This is a genomic window from Niameybacter massiliensis (assembly GCF_001282685.1).
Classification (GTDB): Bacteria; Bacillota; Clostridia; order Lachnospirales; family Cellulosilyticaceae; genus Holtiella; species Holtiella tumoricola.
Genome location: NZ_LN875035.1, coordinates 326,986 through 346,887 on the forward strand (window position 1 = coordinate 326,986; position 19,902 = coordinate 346,887).

General features: G+C 34.6%; 19 protein-coding genes. 6 read left to right on the top strand and 13 right to left on the bottom strand.

The features are described from left to right. Positions 1-133 precede the first annotated feature (133 nt). From BN2390_RS07085 to BN2390_RS07105, 5 genes are all read right to left on the bottom strand, one after another. Positions 134-520 carry a fasciclin domain-containing protein gene (locus tag BN2390_RS07085; RefSeq protein WP_082238661.1) on the bottom strand — a complete coding sequence of 129 codons (387 nt, stop codon included), beginning with the start codon at positions 518-520 and terminating at the stop codon, positions 134-136. Continuing rightward, complete coding sequence (locus tag BN2390_RS07090) at positions 521-967, bottom strand: staygreen family protein (RefSeq protein ID WP_053983660.1); 447 nt, start codon at positions 965-967, stop codon at positions 521-523. Between the two features lie 63 nt (positions 968-1,030). Next, positions 1,031-2,053, bottom strand: coding sequence for a spore photoproduct lyase (gene splB, locus BN2390_RS07095; protein WP_053983661.1), 1,023 nt, complete (start codon positions 2,051-2,053; stop codon positions 1,031-1,033). 128 nt (positions 2,054-2,181) lie between these two features. Beyond that, positions 2,182-2,898, bottom strand: a complete 717-nt coding sequence (locus tag BN2390_RS07100; RefSeq protein ID WP_053983662.1) for an alpha/beta fold hydrolase — start codon at positions 2,896-2,898, stop codon at positions 2,182-2,184. A gap of 38 nt (positions 2,899-2,936) precedes the next feature. After that, entirely contained in the window at positions 2,937-3,368 is a 432-nt protein-coding gene (locus BN2390_RS07105) for a hypothetical protein (RefSeq protein ID WP_053983663.1), read from the bottom strand. Between the two features lie 118 nt (positions 3,369-3,486). On the opposite strand from BN2390_RS07105, the gene BN2390_RS07110 reads away from it, so the two are divergent. Continuing rightward, complete coding sequence (locus BN2390_RS07110) at positions 3,487-4,062, top strand: TetR/AcrR family transcriptional regulator (protein ID WP_053983664.1); 576 nt, start codon at positions 3,487-3,489, stop codon at positions 4,060-4,062. Positions 4,063-4,258: 196 nt separating this feature from the next. Here BN2390_RS07110 and BN2390_RS07115 read toward each other — a convergent pair whose 3' ends face one another. The 7 genes from BN2390_RS07115 to BN2390_RS07145 form a co-directional block, all read right to left on the bottom strand. Further along, entirely contained in the window at positions 4,259-5,086 is an 828-nt protein-coding gene (locus BN2390_RS07115) for a MerR family transcriptional regulator (RefSeq protein ID WP_053983665.1), read from the bottom strand. A 77-nt stretch (positions 5,087-5,163) separates the two neighbouring features. After that, entirely contained in the window at positions 5,164-6,870 is a 1,707-nt protein-coding gene (locus tag BN2390_RS07120) for an FUSC family protein (protein ID WP_053983666.1), read from the bottom strand. 326 nt (positions 6,871-7,196) lie between these two features. Then, entirely contained in the window at positions 7,197-8,831 is a 1,635-nt protein-coding gene (locus BN2390_RS07125) for a GGDEF domain-containing protein (protein ID WP_053983667.1), read from the bottom strand. Positions 8,832-8,953: 122 nt separating this feature from the next. After that, positions 8,954-9,979: an HRDC domain-containing protein gene (locus BN2390_RS07130; RefSeq protein ID WP_053983668.1), complete on the bottom strand. Its 1,026-nt coding sequence runs from the start codon at positions 9,977-9,979 to the stop codon at positions 8,954-8,956. A gap of 172 nt (positions 9,980-10,151) precedes the next feature. Beyond that, a complete protein-coding gene (locus BN2390_RS07135; RefSeq protein ID WP_053983669.1) occupies positions 10,152-10,373 on the bottom strand; it encodes a YdbC family protein in 222 nt (73 codons plus the stop codon). A gap of 222 nt (positions 10,374-10,595) precedes the next feature. Then, on the bottom strand, positions 10,596-11,195 hold the full coding sequence (locus BN2390_RS07140) for a rhodanese-like domain-containing protein (RefSeq protein ID WP_154668793.1): 600 nt from the start codon (positions 11,193-11,195) through the stop codon (positions 10,596-10,598). 118 nt (positions 11,196-11,313) lie between these two features. Beyond that, positions 11,314-11,970 carry a cyclic nucleotide-binding domain-containing protein gene (locus BN2390_RS07145; RefSeq protein WP_053983670.1) on the bottom strand — a complete coding sequence of 219 codons (657 nt, stop codon included), beginning with the start codon at positions 11,968-11,970 and terminating at the stop codon, positions 11,314-11,316. 87 nt (positions 11,971-12,057) lie between these two features. On the opposite strand from BN2390_RS07145, the gene BN2390_RS07150 reads away from it, so the two are divergent. The 4 genes from BN2390_RS07150 (at position 12,058) to katG (ending at position 17,572) form a co-directional block, all read left to right on the top strand. After that, complete coding sequence (locus BN2390_RS07150) at positions 12,058-12,942, top strand: DMT family transporter (protein WP_053983671.1); 885 nt, start codon at positions 12,058-12,060, stop codon at positions 12,940-12,942. A 146-nt stretch (positions 12,943-13,088) separates the two neighbouring features. Then, on the top strand, positions 13,089-14,375 hold the full coding sequence (locus BN2390_RS07155) for a hypothetical protein (protein ID WP_053983672.1): 1,287 nt from the start codon (positions 13,089-13,091) through the stop codon (positions 14,373-14,375). 6 nt (positions 14,376-14,381) lie between these two features. Beyond that, a complete protein-coding gene (locus BN2390_RS07160; RefSeq protein WP_053983673.1) occupies positions 14,382-15,047 on the top strand; it encodes a DUF6320 domain-containing protein in 666 nt (221 codons plus the stop codon). Positions 15,048-15,382: 335 nt separating this feature from the next. Beyond that, complete coding sequence (gene katG / locus BN2390_RS07165) at positions 15,383-17,572, top strand: catalase/peroxidase HPI (RefSeq protein WP_053983674.1); 2,190 nt, start codon at positions 15,383-15,385, stop codon at positions 17,570-17,572. Between the two features lie 413 nt (positions 17,573-17,985). Here katG and BN2390_RS07170 read toward each other — a convergent pair whose 3' ends face one another. Further along, the gene (locus tag BN2390_RS07170; protein ID WP_053983675.1) at positions 17,986-18,612 is read right to left on the bottom strand and encodes a TlpA family protein disulfide reductase; all 627 of its coding nucleotides are present in this window, start codon (positions 18,610-18,612) and stop codon (positions 17,986-17,988) included. Positions 18,613-19,065: 453 nt separating this feature from the next. Here BN2390_RS07170 and BN2390_RS07175 point away from each other — a divergent pair, with 453 nt between their 5' ends. Further along, positions 19,066-19,902, top strand: a complete 837-nt coding sequence (locus BN2390_RS07175; protein ID WP_053983676.1) for an AraC family transcriptional regulator — start codon at positions 19,066-19,068, stop codon at positions 19,900-19,902.

The following is a 19,902-nucleotide window of genomic DNA, read 5'->3' on the forward strand; positions in this document are numbered from 1 at the left end:
TATAATTGGTTTTATTTCTAAATCTATTATTTGTAAATGTTATATCTGTATGCTGTATAATAAAGGTAAAACTTTATAGTTTTTAAATAAAAATACCTCCAAGTTATCCATATACTTGGAGGTATTTCTATTATTATTTGTTAGGCAAAATAACTGCATCAATGACATGAACAATACCATTACTTGCCATAATATCTGTTGTAATAATTTGCGCATTGTCTATAAAAACTTTGCCATCTTTCACTTGTATCTTGGCTGGCTTTCCATTTACCATTTTAATTTCTTGGCCATTGAGTTTAGCTACTTGTTTGCTATCTATCTTGCCTGGTGTTACATGATAAGTTAAGATATCTACTAACATTTGTTTATTTTCAGGTTTTAACAAGGTATCTAATGTCCCTGCTGGTAACTTACTAAAAGCGTCATTAGTTGGTGCAAATACTGTAAATGGTCCAGCCCCTTGAAGTGTATCTACTAATCTAGCTGCCTGCAATGCTGTGACTATCGCATTATTATACATCTATTTGTAGTTGCCAATAGCTCCAAAATCGTAGGTTTTATCATACATTGGGTCATTAGAAATAAAATGAATCAATACCGGAGTACTATCAAGATTGGGGTCTATCTCAAATAAAAAGCGATCTGCCCGCCGTAGAGCCTGTAATGCTGTGGGCATTTCATTATAGAAGATTTTATTTCTAATGGCAGCATTTCCTTTTACACCATCACCAGATACTAATACAGATCCTATTAAAGTAAATCCCTCCCTATTCTTATTCCAAGCAATTCTTACCTCGTCACGCATGGAGGTGATTTGATCTTCTGCATAGTTTTCAGCTACAAAGACAAAAAGTTCGGCGGTAGTATCTGAGTGGGTAATCGTATACTTTCTATTTATAATAGGTTCATAGGGGCGTATAGTATCTCTATATTGTACAAATACCTTCTGAGGATTCAGTTTATCCACTTTTCATCACTCCTCTAAAATAATTACTTCTATTCTATTCGAGGAACGAAAAGGGTTATGCTACTATATAATATATTTAATTTGACCCTCTTTAAAAATATGCCCAATCTCCTCATTGAAAAATTCCTGGATCATCTTCATTTCATCTTTAGGATAAATCCATTTTCCATATCCAAATTGCCCATATTTAAATTTTCTTTCTTCATCATTCATAGGAAGAGTCGTTTCAGGGAATATCTCCAAAATACGATTTTTAGCTGTTGTCGTATAACGATGAGAAATAATTTCAAAGGTAATGGGATAGTCTAATGTATTAGGCAATTTTTCTTTTAAAGTGTGTAATACTTCTCTATACTCTTCTTGCCAGTTAGGATAAATAAAAACAGGGGCTATTAAAAAACCTACAGGATACCCTGATGCCATCATTTTGATACTTGCCTCTATGCGCTTATCCCATGAGGCAGTAAAATGTTCATATCCCTTAATAATGGTATCCGTATTAATACTAAACCTTACTTCTGTATGTCCATGATGCTCTAAATTGCAAAGGCTATCTACATCTGTATACTTGGTTACAAACCGAAATCTGTTATGCTCCTGCTCACCAAAATACTTTATGCACTCTGCTAAGGCGCCTGTATAGGGTTCCACAGGAATAGGATCTGAGGTGGCGGACCCTTCAAAAATAGTTATCTCGGGTAAACGCTCTACCGTATACTTCTTAGCTTGCTCCAAAATTTCTTCTATATTGACATGAACTTTTATAAAGGGTTTATCTCCTAATTGTGTATTCAAATAACAATATTCACACTGCCCCATACATCCTGATACCAAGGGTAATTGATAGTGGGCAGAAGGTTTACAAGTTTGAAATTTAAGACTCTTCTTTACACCTACTACCAAAGTCTTTTTACCACTTCGATATTGTTCATGTAGCGTATCTCCAGGAATATAAGATTTAATTTTGTTATTGCTCATTTCTAAAATCTCTATTTTAGGATTACTTTGAAAATAATCTTTAATCTTGTTCGCTCTTTCATACTCTAAAACACCTTTTTCAAAAATAATGCGTTCTGGCTTAAACATAATTTATAGAACTCCTCTAATCATACAGTTATTCGTGTTATAAATAGCTTTAGCGCAACATCTCTTTACTATTCTAAAAAACACAAAAAACTACTTATTTACCCATGATCAGGTAAATAAGTAGTTTTTTATCTAGCATTCATAAATTCTATAATGGCTTCTACTGCAATATCTTGTTGTTCTTCACTTGTTATGGTTGCTACAGGGTCGCCTTTTTGCTGTCCGTAATTTCCAAATTGTGCATGGTTTCCCCCTTCAATTTCTACGATGTTTTCTGTATAATCTATATATTTTTCTAAATCTGAGTTATATGTACCATAGATTGTAAGGGTTTGATCTGGTGGGTAATCCCCATAAATATAAGCCCCCAGTAATACCAACCCTTTAACTTTATCTCTATTTTTTGAAGCATAATCACTTGCCATTGCGCCACCCATAGAATGACCACCTATATACCAGTTTTTGATTTCTGGTAGCTTATCAAATACTTCTTCAGCAGCATCTGCATCAAATATTGCCATATTAAGAGGCATTTTAACTAAAACACAAGTGATTCCATTTTCAGTTAATTTCTCTAATAGTGGCAAATAGGCTATATTCTCTACTTTTGCACCTGGATAGAAAATAAATCCCACATCACTTTTTTCTGGTGGTGATACAATGGTTAGATTCTCATAAATTTCAACTCGGTCTTGCTGCTGCATGATTTGAATAGCGATTTCATCAGCTGGATAATAATCTGATGCGTAGATTAAAAAGCCTCCTATTGATAGTAAAATACCCATTACTAAAATGATTAAAATCGTTATTATATATTTTGTTTTTCTAGATTTGGTTTTTATCATATATTCTCCTTATAATATTCATTTATTAGGTACTTCTTTTAAATAAGATATATGATCATTGCTAAACTAAACATGATCATAAATCCAGCTATCATCAAGCTGAGCTTCTTAGAATAACCATATGGTGTTATTTTCCCCTTTTTGTCTAACCCCCTAATAATGGGATAGAGTTTCCAATAAAATGAACCAATAGATAGTATTAGAGCCACTACACTCAGTATCTTGGTGAGTGAACTTCCCGTAAATAATATGACAAGAAGTAACACAATAAAGATTAGCTTTGTCCCTGCTACCCAATAGACTAAATATTTAACAAACTCATGTATATCTTTATCCTTTTTAGATTCCTCCCATCCATTAAATACAGCAACTCCATTACCGAGTTTTGAGTCTGGCTTGAAATATAAAATGATTATATTGGATGTTTCTAATAGAATAAATACAATCATTACCAGTGATAAAATATCCATTTAATTTCTTCCCTTCATACCTATTTTTCGTTACACTTGTTCCTAATTTGACTGTATTATATAATTTAAAATAGCTGCAATCAATACTTTAAAGACTTGTGGTACAGGAGGATATAATATGTATCAGAAAAAGAGAGATAAACGGTCTATCCAGTCTAGTGATTGGATTTATGAAGCCTTAAAACAGCTTATGACTGAAAAAGACTACTCACAAATTACGATTACTGAAATTGTTAATACAGCTAATATTGGTAGAACCACCTTTTATCGAAACTTTGATTCCATAGACGATGTTTTAAGGCTCCGATGTCTAGATGCTTTTAGCCATTTCCGCGCTTACTGTATTGATTACTATCTTTTAAACCCTTTGGAGAGTAGAACTTTTCTTAAGCCTTTTCTCCAATACTGGTATGAGCATTCAGAGATTATAGAGCTCCTTGTAAAAGCCCATCGTGAAAACATCATTAAGGAATGCTTAGCTGCAGAAGTTGATTTTTTCATTCAATCTTCTACGATTAAAGAAAATGAAATTATTTGTACCCATCTCAATTATTTTATTGAAATGCGTATAGCAAATTGTATGAGTATTTTAACCGAGTGGATTAAAAATGGGAAAGATATTCTTCCTGATACATTAGCTGAAATCATCGAGTTACAAGTAAAAGAATCTCATAAATTCACCCTGTTTATATAATCTTTCTGACTTATATACTTGGTCTATGTCCTAAACCTTCCTTATTATATTATGTAATTTTCGATCATCTATCTTCTTATAGTTTGTACCATACAATAAGGACCTTCTACTGTATATATCCTGAGATATATTCAATAGAAGGTCCTTTATAAGTTATATTTAAATTGACATGTATAGGGTAACTAAATGAATCCCTCTATGACCGTTTCGTTTGAACTATAGGTAAATAAATGTTTCTTAATAATTCACCTTGATTAAATACATTAAAAAATGCATGTTCTACAAAATAGACTTTATCCTCAAAATCATACTGGTTTTCATATTTTTCCCATATATTTTTAACAATCTCTGGTACCTTATCCAATGATTCTAAAGTGGTTATAAGGAGTGCTTGAGGTAATATACATATAGACCCCTCTTCCATGGCATCATTTTCATTACATAAATGACCTATAATTAGATCTGATACATCTTCTCTATTTGTTAAAATCCAATTCTTCCCTACTATTTTTAGTTTGGAAATATGATAAGTTCCCGTAGGCGCATTTTTAGATGCTGCCATTTTTGTTATATCACCCTTTTCATAATCAAATTCCCCTTTATGAAATTTGAATTTAACATCTTTAACAAGTGTGATTGAATTAGGATTCTGTTTATAATTCTCTAATGCTTTTTGGAAATAACTAAGGAGCGTTTTTATATATGTCCAATAATTAATTCTTTGTGTTACTTTCTCAATTTGTTCATCTAAAAGTTCCCCATAAGAATCCATATCTTTGCATTGTAGAAATCTTGGAATTTCTTGAATAGGTACCTCTATTGCTCGTAAAAATAAAGTAACATTTAATATTTCAAGATCAGCAATAGAATAATATTTATAACCATTATGTTCATTTCTTTTGGGCACTATAATGCCACTACTTTCATAATATCTTAAAGCATCTTTAGTCGTACCTAAAGCCTTGCAAACCTCTCCTATTTTATATCGCGGCTTAAAAAAGTATTCCTCTCTATCTAAAATCATTTACTATCCCTCCCTTTAACATCTGCTTTCCCCATCCTAGTTCTAAGCATTCCTTCCTTGAGTTTGCTGGATAGTTATTAGTAAAGCTCTGCTTGACTTTTGCATATATAAAAATGATAAAGATTGCTTATTAATGCTCTAGATTCATCTAATTTAACTTCTATTTGCTTATCTTCCAAGATTTGATTATTCATTAGAAGTTTATCTTCAATCATTGAAGTGATAATTAATAGATTTTTAATACTATACTTACTTGCTTTCCCTTCCATTAGGGCTTGTGCTTCTTTTTTCATTTCATTAATTGTAGCTTGATACATATTAATAAGGTAGTTGTTATTATCTTCTAGATTATAATGTAAAATCAACTTATTAATAAGTGTTGCGATTATTAAACCTATTATAACAAAGAAGATCCTATTAATAGTAAGCACCTGTATTTCACCTGTTAAAGATGCGCCACCAATGGCTAGGGTGGTGAAAAAAATACTTGTATATCTATAGCGTGTAAAGTACATATTAATATATCCTATAAGTAATAGGAGTACAGCTTTGGTTAAAGTATCTGTAAAAATGCTAAATATAATAAGTGCCAAAATACATCCTGTAATTGTTGCAATGACTCTATCTTTAGATTTTTGTTTAGACACTTCATAAATAGGAACAACTAGTGCAAGTATAGTAAATACCATCCATTTACCTTGTGCTAAATTAAAATACTGACTAATAAAGGTTGTGAGTGTAATTCCAATAGCTAAACGTATAGCAAATGAAAACTTGACTGTATCTATCTTGATATATTTTTTGTTAAATAAGCACTGGTATCTTGTAGAAACCTCTTCCACATTCTTGACCAAGTTATATTTATCTTTGTCTAACATATGCAGTTCTTGTAACGAGTCATTTAAAAAGGCTATGTTATAGCCCATCTCTACTACAACCTGATCAGATACTTTTTCTTTATCATATTTACTTACTAAGTTTTTACCCAAATGATTGATTTGTTCTATTTTAGTTTTATCTTTAAAGACATCTTTTGCTAAATCTAAAAACTGATAGACATCTTCTACACATTCTTTTTGTAAATCTATATAATCCATCTTTTCTAAACTAAGAGCTATTTTTTCTAAGGCAACAGATAAACTAAGCTTAATTCTTGCTTCTTCTGTCAGATGCAGTTCATCTTTCCTTCTATCAGATATCATTTTTCTAAGCTCTCGCAATAACCCTGAGATTTCGTTTTTGCTATCTGATATCCCTATTCTCATATCTTCGATTTTCTTCATAAGTATTTGAATAACTTGCTCTACAAGTTTATCTCCTGATTGAGATAATTTATTTTTATTAACAAGTATCTGTACAAACATAATGGCTAATGCACCTACAACAAGAGCAAGTAACCTGTTTGGTAATTGACTAAGGGTGATAGGTGTAAATAAAATGAATAAATACTGTAATATAAAAGGCATATATATTGGTTTTCTCAAATCATAGAGTAATGAATGCCCTAGTATAAAAATTAATACCAAGTTAATTGGTATGGCTAACCATAAATTACTTGTAGCAACAAATGCAGCGATTCCTATTACCAAATTAAGTCCTACTAATTGTAAAGTATGTTTAACAGGATGTACGGTCAAGTCTCTTTCTAAAAGCATCAACATTAACGCAACAGACATGACACCAATTAATAAATTTTCATCTCCAAATATGCCATTAAAGAGCATGATAAGGACGACGATTCCAATAAATGTTACTGTTTTGGATATAATATATTTTATATTCAAGTATCTGCACTCCTTTTCTATTCTTTCTATATTTTACACATTAAACACCATCATACACCAGGGTGTTGCCCCCTAGTCAATCCGCCTTAAAAATTTCTTTTTATTTTAAAATAATATAGATAATCAAGGATTAATCATTCTTTATATTTCTCTCTTGACAATTAATTTTTATAAGAGTAGTATGACTCACTGATAAACGACGTTGCTTATATGCTTCTATATCTTTTTTAGAATCCAATGAAGCCGCATAATATCTTGAACTACAACAAAAAAACGTATAGCGCTAGATCAAATCTCTAGCGCTATACGTTTTTTGTCTATCTCTATCAACTCATGGTATCATGAGCTACCTTTTTATCTTTGTACATATTATCATCAGCCTTTTTTAATAGCTCTCGCAGTGTACATCCTGGATAATCTCTATCTAAGGCATATCCACTTGCATAACTTATAGCTATTCTAGAATCTTTTTCATTATATTTTGCTACAGCTTGTGCAATATCATGTAAGGCTTGATCTATAGATTGCTTATTTTCCTCTTTGATAACAGCAATAAATTCATCTCCACCATACCGGCCTACAAAATTCCGACTGGCTATATTGCTTCTTACAATATGAGCAAATTCTGCAATTAATAGATCACCTGTTTCGTGTCCCAATAGATCATTGGCTTGCTTGAGTCCATTCAAGTCAAACATAATAATTCCAAGTGGCCCTTGTATCACTTCATTTTCTTCTAGTATCTCATTACAACGACTTTTATTAAATAGCCCTGTATGCATATCTATATTAGCTTTTTGATTGATTTCATTAATAGAGATATAACCCATAGTAATAATATAAATCAAAACTGCTATAAGCGCACATAAAATGCCAGAGGAATTCCCCTGAATATAATAAACTAACAGATCTAGAATTGCACCTACTGCACATAGTAAAAGACATGCATAGAGTATTTTTGCTTTTTTAGTTATGCGTACTCTTTTCCCTTCATAGATAGCCGCTCCCACAATGGTTACGACAATCACCCCAACGACTATATGAGTAATCCACAGCGTTTCTCGTAAATCTGCAATATTTGCCATTTGTAGTATCATAATAATCAGTGCCGTTGTGCATGCAAGTACACTAATCCATTCTAATAAACTATAAGATTTCTTTAAAAATTGCTTTTTGATACTTAGCATCCACGGTGCCACACCCACCACGAGCATGCTTATAGAAATATAAGATAACGCTAGAGGATTTTGAGGAAACATTAGTGAGGCAAAACGTATATCTGTCAGCTTCCAAAGTCCTATAGCAAAAGAAAAGATACCTAAATAAGTCAAGTTTGCATTCTCTTTTCCTCTATATTTATGAAACATGGAAATAATAATAAAAACACTTCCTATTCCTATTGCAAGCAGACTTAATATAATCTGTGGGAGATCATTTTTCAACTGGTCAAAATATATCCTAAATTTAGAGCCTACATAAAAGTTTACCGGTCTATTGCGAACAACCTCATAAGCCGGCGTAATCTTTACACATATTTCTTTTCCCTCATCCTCTGGATAAAGCGGTATCATAATCCAGTTACTTGCTGTTGTTTTCCCTACTTTATTATCGTCTCTTAACTTCAGATGATACATCAACTCTCCATCAAAATAAACTTCTACATATTGATGGACGACATAAAATGCCAAGTAATTTTCACTTGGTGAAATGGCTCCTTGCACCCATCTATACTCCCTCTTCATTCCTAGAGGAGTATCTTCATCTATCACCATACGACTTTCGGTCTCTTGCATAACTGCATAGTCAGCATTAGGCCTTGCCGTATACACATCTATATTCTGAGAAATTGATATACCTATTAAAAAGAGCACTGTGATCCCTATCACTGTAGCATAAAGTACTCTGGCGATCTTATCTGGTCCCACTTGACCTATCTTTCCATTTAGTCCTTTTCTTTTCATAGTTTTAGTTATATGTACACCTTTCTATATTAGTATAATTTTTTCTCTTCTAGTTTATCAGAAATTTCCCAAAAAGCAACTAAGCTTCGACAAGATATACCCAATTAATATTAATCCCCTCTTTATCCTTGCATTTTAAAGATTTTCAAAATATCTTGCCCGTACTTATTTACTTTCACTTCACCAAAGCCACTCACTTGTTGAATTTCCTCCAATGTTTTGGGAGCCTTCCAAATCAGATCCTCTAATTGAGCATTGTTGTAAATAAAGTAGGGCTTAATGCCCTCTTCTCTACTCTTTTCCAGACGATATTGCTTAAGTGCTTGATAAACTTTTATTTGAGCACTATCATCTTCTTGAATCCTTTCTTTCTTATCCCTACATACTTCTTTGCTTTCTATTTTGTATGGCTCATATTTGCCTGTATACGTTTTTAGCTTGTCTTGATGAAATCTCAGATAAGAATTTGCACATTCAAAGAGCTGTGTCTCTGAGATTTCAGGTTCCTTTGAGGCTTTATAGGCTTCTTTTATATAGGTTATTAATTGATCTAAGCGTATGACTTGTTCTTTAACTTCTTTTTTGGCATATCTATTGTTTAAAACTGTTTTAGGATTTGCCAGTACCACTATAGATTTGTTAACGCTTTCAAAATACTTTTCTGCTAATTTTCTCATCACAATATTTTTCTGTCTATCACTTTTTAGCTTTTTTAGTAGTTCTAAATGCCTTTGATTTTGGGTGACAGGTGAATAAATCCCCTCTTTTTTCTTCTTCCCACCAAAGTCCATTGTACGTATAAAGTCTCCTGCTGCATTAATCTCTATGTCGCCATACAAGTTTTTACATTCTACTATAAAATTGATTTTCCTTGTAATGATTAAAAAATCGATTTGTGCACTGAGTTCACCATCTTCTAAGTATAGGTCTTGTAAGATATACATAGGCATATGACTATGCTTGAGCTCAAATACAATATTCTGCTCACCCAACAAACCATATTCTAGACATTTTATATCTTGTCTAAGAAGTGCTTGTCCCTCTGCATTCAACATGGATTCTAATGCTCTAATCTCTTCAAGTTGACTCCTTAGACTGCTTCCCTCCTTTAAGAAAATTGGTTCTTTCATCTTATCAAATATCCCCATCCTTAATTCCCCCTTAAAATAATAAAAACTTACGACCGACTTGGCATTTTAGCTTGTTCAAGTCAGTAGTAAGTTCAGTATGCTATCATTCTATTCCTAATTATAGTATATCAAATTTTATACTATAATACTACGTTTATAAAGTTTATTCTTGAATGTTCTTCCACTCTTTCTATAAATCCATCTTATTCAACATTTCTTTAAGCTGTACAAGCTCTTCTTTACTAAATGTTACACCTTTCCCCATTTTCTCATGTGCTGGATCCCATTCACGAATATCATATTTCGGTTCTTTGTCATTCCAAGAGATTAGGTTAAGTTCCTTTTTCCATCCTTTTGAACCCTCTGCTAAAACACCTATTGTTTCTTTGATTTCATATTTGATTCCTGCCATAATTATACGCTCCCTTTTGTTTCTTATTTGCCTAAAAAAGGCCTCATGCCTCAGTATTCCATTTAATCCTATTATATCAAACTTTGCCCTCTTTATGTTATTCTATTCTTCACAAATCCTTACTTTCTAATGCACGCCTTCTCAATGAAAAAGTAACATCTGAAGTGATTTATCTTGGCAATCAACATACCCCCAAAAGAGAACTTTAAAAATATCTACTTATTATTCTTTGACTACTTCATAGGGCCAGTCAACAATGCCACCAAAGTCATACACCTTTGTGTAACCCATCTCCACTAGCACTTTTGCTGCTGCTTCGCTTCTACGACCACTTCTGCAGTACACAAGAATGACTTCTTCCTTGTCATATAATGTGATTTCTGCCTTATTCTTAATCTCATTATCCGGTAATAGGGTTGCGCCTTCTATATGGCCTTCATTATACTCCTCTAGAGTACGTACATCTAGAATCACACCATACTCACCCTTGTCTATCATTTCCTTAGCTTGTTGAGCAGATATCTTTTCATAGGCTGCATCCATGACTTCTACTTCTATGGCTGTTACTTGTACAGGATAAGTTTCTCTAATCTCTGGATGGATTGTGACCGTAACGTTCCCCCCTACTACTAAATCACCTTTTATTTTAGCCGTGCTCAGTCCAACACTTGCCTTATCAAAACCTATGTCTCCACTGGTGGTTACCATCATACTCTGGTCACTCACAGATTCTATTTGTGCCTCAAAAGTTACGTTTTTTTGTTTTGTACAGCCCGTTAATACAAAGAGTAATATGACCAGCATTAAAATAAGCTTTTTCATTTCTATCGTCCTCTCTCTTTATCACTTTCTTATGTATTCTTGGTTTTGACCTTATTGTACACTAAACTTATTCGAATTTGAATGACTTGAGTTAGTCGTTTGCCTGCTTTATGTGATTCTATTCTACAAATCCCTTACTTTCTAATGCATGCCTATTCATTATCCGATACCCTTTCCCCTCTTTTTGTAGTATCTTTTCTTCACATAATACTTTTAGTATCCTTAATAGATGTCTGTAGCTCATCCCTATTGCACTGGCTACATTGGTTAGGGTTTCATCTAGTCTATCATCAGGTGTCACTTGTAAAAGATATGTACACAATCGTTTTTCACCATCATGTAGTGCAGTTGCTACACCTTTATTAGAGCATCTGATAAGTTTTGCAGCAAGCTCACGCCCAATGTGATTGAGAAAGGTAACATTCGTTTTTAGTCGTTCTGACCAGCTCTTAAAGGGCAGGGCTATACAGACAAAATCGGTTAAGGCAATCATAGTTGTACTTGCAATATATTGATCGCTCATCAACTCTACGTCTCCTACAATACCATCTGCTACATAATAGCTCAGTAACAAGTCACGCCCATTAGCAGCACTGGCATATACCTTTGCTTTTCCTGCTACTACAACCAATAGATACGCCATAGGGAACCCTTCTCTTAAAACCTCTTCACCCTTTTTATAGGTGAATAACCTTATCTCAGATTCATCCTCTATGGTTATGCCATAAGTTAATAATTTTTCTATATGTCTAAGCTGAACTTTTTCTTTTTTCATCCCTATCACCTCTTATTTATCTCAGTGTGACATCTGTCATACTCGATTGTCAATTTATTTTGTTATACTCGACGAGGAGGTGATTGAATGTATACTTTTTTATCCTTATTTGTGGGAATGATTATTGCTATTATGGTAGCCATTAATGGTGAATTGACTGCTTACTACGGTATGTTTATGGCAGCTATCATCATTCATATTGTAGGTTCACTCTTTGCTTATCTAACGATGAAACTTACAAAACAAAACTTACAGCTTAATCAAAGGATTCCACTTTGGTTTTATCTAGGAGGTGCTTTAGGCGTTGTGACCACTTTTTGTAACAACTTTGCCTTTGGAAAGATTAGTTTAACCAGTATTATCGCGATTGGCTTACTGGGTCAAACCCTTACCTCACTACTCATTGATTCCTTTGGATTGTTTGGCATGAAGAAGTACCCTTTTCAAAAATATACACTTATAGGACTTAGCTTAGCACTACTGGGTATGATGATGATGTTAGATTCCTCTACCACAAGTGGATTACTTGCGGTGCTTCTTTCCTTTATTGCTGGTCTATCTATTGTTACATCTCGTACCTGTAATGCTAGGCTAGCGCATCATATTGGCATCTTACCAAGTTCTTTAGTCAATCATTTAGTAGGGCTTCCTCTATGCATTGTACTCTTTCTAGCCTTAGATACCAGTAAGCTCTCTAGCCTTGTCCCTTTTGCACATGGGCCTTGGATCTATCTTGGTGGCGTACTCGGCGTTGCTACAGTACTCTTATTTAACCTTTTGGTCCCTAAAGTTGCCGCGCTTCCTTTAACCATTCTCTCCTTTATCGGTCAAATTTTTACGAGCATGGTGCTGGATTTAGTCTTATTACATACCTATGACCCTACTACTTTTGTAGCTAGTTTAGTGATTGCTTTAGGAATCGTAATCAATATGTTTCTTACTTTATTTTTATCTACTAAACAAAAAAATTAGCGCTTTTTAATATGAAGAATCTCCTATTCCATTAGACATAGCGAAAAAGTTTTGTATAAACAGATTGAACTTTAAAGATAAGTTCGATAAAATAAGTGAATAGTAGCTTATACTTGGATAAATAGTTTTAAAATAGGAGATTACTCATGAAACGTACTAAAAGCCAATCATGGAAGCGACTAGATAATGCAGCCAAAATTTTCCCACCTAATAGTAATCGACACGACACAAAAGTCTTTCGCTTTTCATGTGGTTTAAAAGAGACAATTAATGCGGATGCGCTACAAATAGCTTTAGATAAAACTATTGTGGACTTCCCGCTCTATACATCTATTATTAGAAAAGGCCTTTTTTGGTATTACTTTGAGACGACACATCTAAAACCAGAAGTCAAACCTGAAAGTAAACCGCCTTGCAGTGTTATCTATGATGAAAATATAAAGTCACTTCTTTTTGAAGTCACTTATTACAAAAATCGTATTAATCTAGAAATCTACCACGCCTTAACCGATGGTGCTGGTGCCTTACAGTTTTTGCGTACTTTGGTACTACACTACCTAGTTTTACAACACCAGGAAGATTTTGCTGATCATTTACCTAGCATTGATTACGATGCTTCACAGACTCAAAGAGAAGCGGATAGCTTTAAAAAATATTTTGATACAGGAGAAATCCTAAAAAAGAAACCCATCAAAAAAGCTTACAAAATACATGGGGAAAAGCATGAAGGCTATAAACTACAAGTGATTAATGGGTCAGCTTCTGTTAAAGATGTCTTAAGAGAAGCTCACAAGTATAACACCACACTAACCATCTTCTTATGTAGTATCCTTATTTGTGCCATAGGAAAAGAAATGTCCATAAGAGATAGGAAATACCCTATTGTACTTTCAGTCCCTGTCAATCTACGTACTTATTTCCAATCTGCTTCAGCTAGAAACTTCTTTAGTGTTATTAATATCTCACATTCTTTTAAAGATGACGAAATGAGTCTAGCCCAAGTCATCCAGCATTTAAATGAGATGTTTAAACAGGAATTAACGACCAAACATCTTCAAGCAAGACTGAACAAACTCGTTTCCCTAGAACGTAATTATGCAACACGGGTTGTTCCATTATTCCTAAAAAAACCTACGTTACGTATTGCCCATCGTTTAACGAATAAAGAAATTACAAGTGTCCTTTCTAATATTGGCCAGGTACGTATGCCGAAAGAGGTAGAAGACTATATTGATTCCTTCGATGTATGCGTCAGTACGAACAATATACAAGTTTGTGTATGCTCCTACAAGGACAAACTCTCTATGAGCTTTACTTCTCCTTTTATAAGTACAGAAGTACAAAAAAACTTTTTTAGAGAACTGATTGCTATGGGCATTGACGTTACAATAGCCACCAATATAGGAAATGAAGCAAAGGATCAAGAAGGGTGATAATCTATGAAGTATTGTGAAAAGTGCAAGGCAAATGTAGTAGGAACCGCTACCTACTGCCCTTTATGCCAAAACAAATTAGTCCTAACAGAGATTAAAGATGATGAGATTTTTCCAGTTTTACCACCCACTAAGGATAGGTACTCTCTTCTTTTTAAAGTACTAACCTTTTTCTCTTTGGCAGTCTCTATTCTTTCTATAACATTAAATTTCCTTCAACCACGAGAAGGTTGGTGGTCCATTCTAGTGGTTGGAACCCTGGGATGTGTCTGGTTAAGTGTGGTCGTTGCCATCATCAAGCATCGTAACATCTTGAAATACCTATTATATCAAATTCTCATCATCCTTCTCTTTACCATCTTTGTGGACTACCGTATAGGTTGGTATGGCTGGTCCATTACGTATGTCTTACCTATTATCTTTACAGGCGCCATGATTGTTATGTATAGCTTATCGAAGATTTTAAAGCTAGAAACAGGAGATTATATGATTTATCTCTTGCTAGATGCCCTGTTTGGGATTATTCCCATCATCTTTATTGGCTCAGACATTGTACAAACAGATCTTCCTTCTATGATTTGTATCATTGTAAGTCTTGTGTCTGTTACAGCTTTGATCGTCTTTGAAGGGCGCAATATGTATAATGAATTAAAGAGAAGATTACATGTCTAAAATATAACAGATAAAGACCTACTTAAATGCCTCTTGCTAGACAAATAAGTAGGTCTTTATCTGTTATAAAACCTTTACCGTCGCATACGACCTAAGTCCTATGCGACTTACGTGTTAATTAGCTCACCCTGGGATAATCCCAATTATTAAGGCTCCAAAAAGATTATCTCTTCATAACATTTTAAAAGTTTCTTCATTGGTCTTTACTTCACACGCTCTAGTATTTAGTCCTTTTTAATTATTTTCTCTTAAAGATGAATGATTTAGGTAACTGTATAGTATATTTTATCTATATATCTTTTTAAACATCTATATTTAGGTAGGGAGGATAAGCTATGAATCCATCTAGAAAGCCATCTACTAGAAATCCAAATGCCCCGAATATCCCTAGTAGGGATACTCACAATGACTGCCCATCTGAACAGCTAAATTTAAATATCCTGAGTGAAAATTCATCTTTAAGCAATCCTATGAGCCCAGACTTTAATTATGCTGAAGCATTTAATCGATTACCTCTTAATAAAGTAAAGGAAGATCTATACCATTTAATCACTACTTCACAAGATTGGTGGCCAGCGGATTATGGCAGCTACGCACCATTTTTAATCCGTATGGCTTGGCATAGTGCCGGGACCTATCGTGTAAGTGATGGTAGAGGTGGGTCAAGTAGAGGCACTCAACGTTTTTCTCCTCTAGATAGTTGGCCCGATAATGCCAATCTTGATAAAGCACGTAGACTCCTATGGCCTATCAAGCAAAAGTACGGTAATCGTATCTCTTGGGCAGATTTAATGATTTTAGCTGGTAACAGTGCACTAGAATCTATGGGATTTAAAACCTTGGGATTTGCTGGTGGACGAGAAGATGTGTGGGAGCCTCAAATAGACGTTTACTGGGGAACTGAAAAATCTGGTGCAAATGCTGACATGAAGCCTGCACCGGGACAGCTAGAAAATCCTCTTGCTGCTGTTCAGATGGGGCTTATTTATGTGAATCCTGAAGGACATAATGGCGTACCCGACCCCCTCAAGTCTGCTGAAGATGTCCGTGCTACATTTTCAAATATGGCAATGAATGATGAAGAAACGGTTGCACTCATTGCCGGAGGGCATACATTTGGTAAAGCTCATGGTGCTGCACCAGCAACTTTTCTTGGGCCACCACCTGAAGCAGCACCTATTGAGGAGCAGGGACTTGGCTGGAAAAATAGCTTTGGTACCGGAAATGCTGATGACACCATTACGAGTGGCATTGAAGGTGCTTGGAAGCCCCATCCTATCAAATGGGATATGGGCTATTTAACAACTTTATTTAAATATGAATGGGAGCTTGTAAAAAGCCCTGCTGGTGCTTATCAGTGGTTGGCTAAGGATGTTGAGCCTGATGATATGGTGGAAGATGCACATGATCCGACAAAGAAACATCGTCCGATGATGACTACTGCTGATTTGGCACTTCGTGCGGACCCTATTTATGAATCTATTGCGAGAAACTTTCTAAACAACCCCAAACAATTCCAAGACCAATTTGCACGTGCATGGTTTAAATTAACCCATCGTGATATGGGGCCTGTTTCTAGATATCTCGGACCAGAAGTCCCCAAAGAACAATTTATTTGGCAAGACCCTCTTCCAAGTCCTACTTATCCTATGATTAACCAAAAAGATATCGCTCAACTCAAAAAAATGATTATGCATTCAGAATTAACCATTCCTCAACTCGTAAAAACAGCTTGGGCATCTGCTTCTACCTTTAGAGGATCAGATAGACGTGGTGGAGCAAACGGTGCCAGATTACGCCTTCATCCCCAGATTGGATGGGAAGTAAATGAACCTGATGAGCTTTTACCTGTATTAAAACAATTAGAAGCTATTCAATCACGTTTTAATCATTTTAGTAAGTATAGAAAGGTTTCGATGGCAGATTTAATTGTATTAGGTGGCGCTGTTGGTATAGAAAAAGCGCTTAAACAGGCTGGTTACACGATGGAGGTTCCATTTACTCCAGGCCGCACCGATGCCTCACAAGATCAAACAGATAGTGCTTCATTTGCTGTATTAGAGCCTAAAGTAGATGGTTTTAGAAATTATGCCCAAGAATCGTATAAAGACTGTATCTCTTACATGCTTATCGACAAAGCACAATTACTAACCCTTACCGCACCTGAAATGACTGCCTTATTAGGAGGGCTACGTGTATTAGATGTGAATTATAACGGCAACCAAGCAGGCGTTTTTACTCATAGAAAAACAGCTCTAACAAACGACTTTTTCGTTAACCTACTCGATATGAATACGATTTGGAAACCATCCATAAATAACAGCAATCTTTATGTAGGCTATGACAGAACCACAGGAAAGCCTTTGTGGACAGCTACAGAAGCTGATCTTATCTTCGGCTCCAATTCACAACTTAGAGCCATTTCAGAAGTTTATGCTTCTAACGGCAATGAAAAGAAATTTTTACAAGATTTTATAAATGCGTGGAATAAAGTGATGAATGCAGACCGATTTGATATCAAATAGCTTTTTTAATGTATTGAACTCAGGCACAGATAATCTTTTATTATCTGTGCCTGAGTTTTGTAGGAGGATTTTTGCATAACAAAAGACCTACTTAGTTGCCTATTGCTAGACAAATAAGTAGGTCTTTATCTGTTATAAAACCTTTGCCGTCGGATACGACCTAAGTCCTATGTGACTTACGTGTTAATTGGCTCGCCCTCTGATAAATTTCCTGCGTAAGCCTCAGAACTTTGAATGTTTTGGTTACTCTGATTTGACATCTTTGTTCCCTCCTACATTCGGTTTGGTTTTACAAGAGGTTTATATATATGCACACCTATTACTCCTTAGGTCTATACATTATAGGCCTAAGAGTCAGTGAAAAAGCCTAAAGGGATTTTAAACACCTTTAAACCTTGATCTAAAACACTTCATTAATTTTTATAGCACCCTTTTCCATCTATACCACAACGCATATTCCCATTTGATTTTTCTATATTAAATAGACACTCATTTTCTACTATTTGTTTTATAAATTGTTTATATTGTTCTTTGGTATAAGCTGATTCTATCATTTCACTTATTACTTCACCTTCACTATTTACAAATACTGTTGTTGGGATATTAAATACTTTATCCGATATCGAGGCCCTAAAGTCATAATCGGCTAATATGTTAGGAAATGTTACGTTGTTATCCTTTAAGATTTTTCTTACTTGATCTATTTCCTTATCTTTGTGACATTCATCTTTAACATCTAGTACGATGCCCAGCATCCCCATGTTATGAATCTGTTCTTCTTCATAGATTTCTTGTAAATTAGATAATTCCTTTATGCAAGAGGGACAATAAGTGGCCCATATATTTACCATGGTAAATGCTTTGTCCTTAAATAGACTATTGGTTACCTCTATCCCTTCAATGGTATGTGCCTGAACCTCTATTGATTGTAACTCTGTTCTATTTTTCATTCTTGCCTCTACATCCCTATTAAATACCCACAAGGACAATACAATAAATCCAATAACTAATATAACTATTATGCCAATTATCTTTAACATTTTAATAGGCCTTCTTTCTTTCTGCTACTACTACTTGAACCCCCTCATTATTCCCCTTTTTCCCAATAAATATATTTATCCATAGAAGCTATTTTCATATTATTTTACTAATTTCACGACAGATTCCACATACCATTAGCAAGTGGAAGCTACTCTTCCACTAAGGTAACAGGTACTAGACAATTTAAGCACACTTCAAGAATATCCCATTATAAAGGACCTACTTAAATGCCTATTGCTAGTTCGCTGCTGCTTCACTTCTACGACCACTTCTGCAGTACACAAGAATGACTTCTTCCTTGTCAGCTAACTTTTGTTTGCTAACAAGCTAGTAATTGACATGACTGTGGCATGAGGCGTATCATAAACCTTTGATAACGTGTGTTTAAGACTTTGTAAATGCGAAATAGTATTTACTTCTAAATTTAATGACTACAGAAAAGGACTTCAATCATGAATCAATTCAGCTTATTTATACAAGAGCAGTTACAGGAAATGACTATCAGCGTACATAGAGCACACCATACCCAATGTTTAGATACTTGGGGAGGTTCCAATCTTATACTCCCTTTTAGCAGTATCGGTCTTATTGTGGAAGGCACAGGAACGATGCAAGTAGACGACACGATCTTATCGCCTAGCAAAGGGCAACTCTACTTACTCCCTGCCAAAACCGTTCAATCATTCTCCACACATCCCAATGCACCTTATCAAAAGTACTTTTGCCACTTTGAGGCAAAATGTAGTGAACTAGACCTATTTGAAATCATTCGTACCCCTTTATGTATCGATGCAAAGAATATAGATCTTGTCACTGGTTTTTTTATAGGAATGATTGACTGCTTTCAAGAAACCAATCTTTCTTCAATGATTAAAGTTAAACAATATATGATGGATTTATTATGCTATTATCTGGAATGTTGTCCATCCCATCAGATTGAACTCATTGAGAAAAATTATAACTGCCCATTGAATCATGCCATTCGTTACTTAGAACATCATATTCATGAAGAGGTTACTGTCAAAAAAATGGCTGAAATAGCTGGCTATCATCCTAATTATTTCACCAAGCTATTTCAGCAAAACTTTGGTATTTCTCCTGTGCAATTTATCGTTAGAAAAAAAACTGAGCTTGCAAGTAAACAACTGTGTTCGACGCAAATAGCTATTTCAGTGATTGCTGAATCTCTAGGCTTTAACAGCCAGTTTTATTTTTCAAATTTCTTTAAGAAGCAAACAGGTATGACACCTACTGAATATAGAAATACGTTTGGCCAATCTCAACTATAA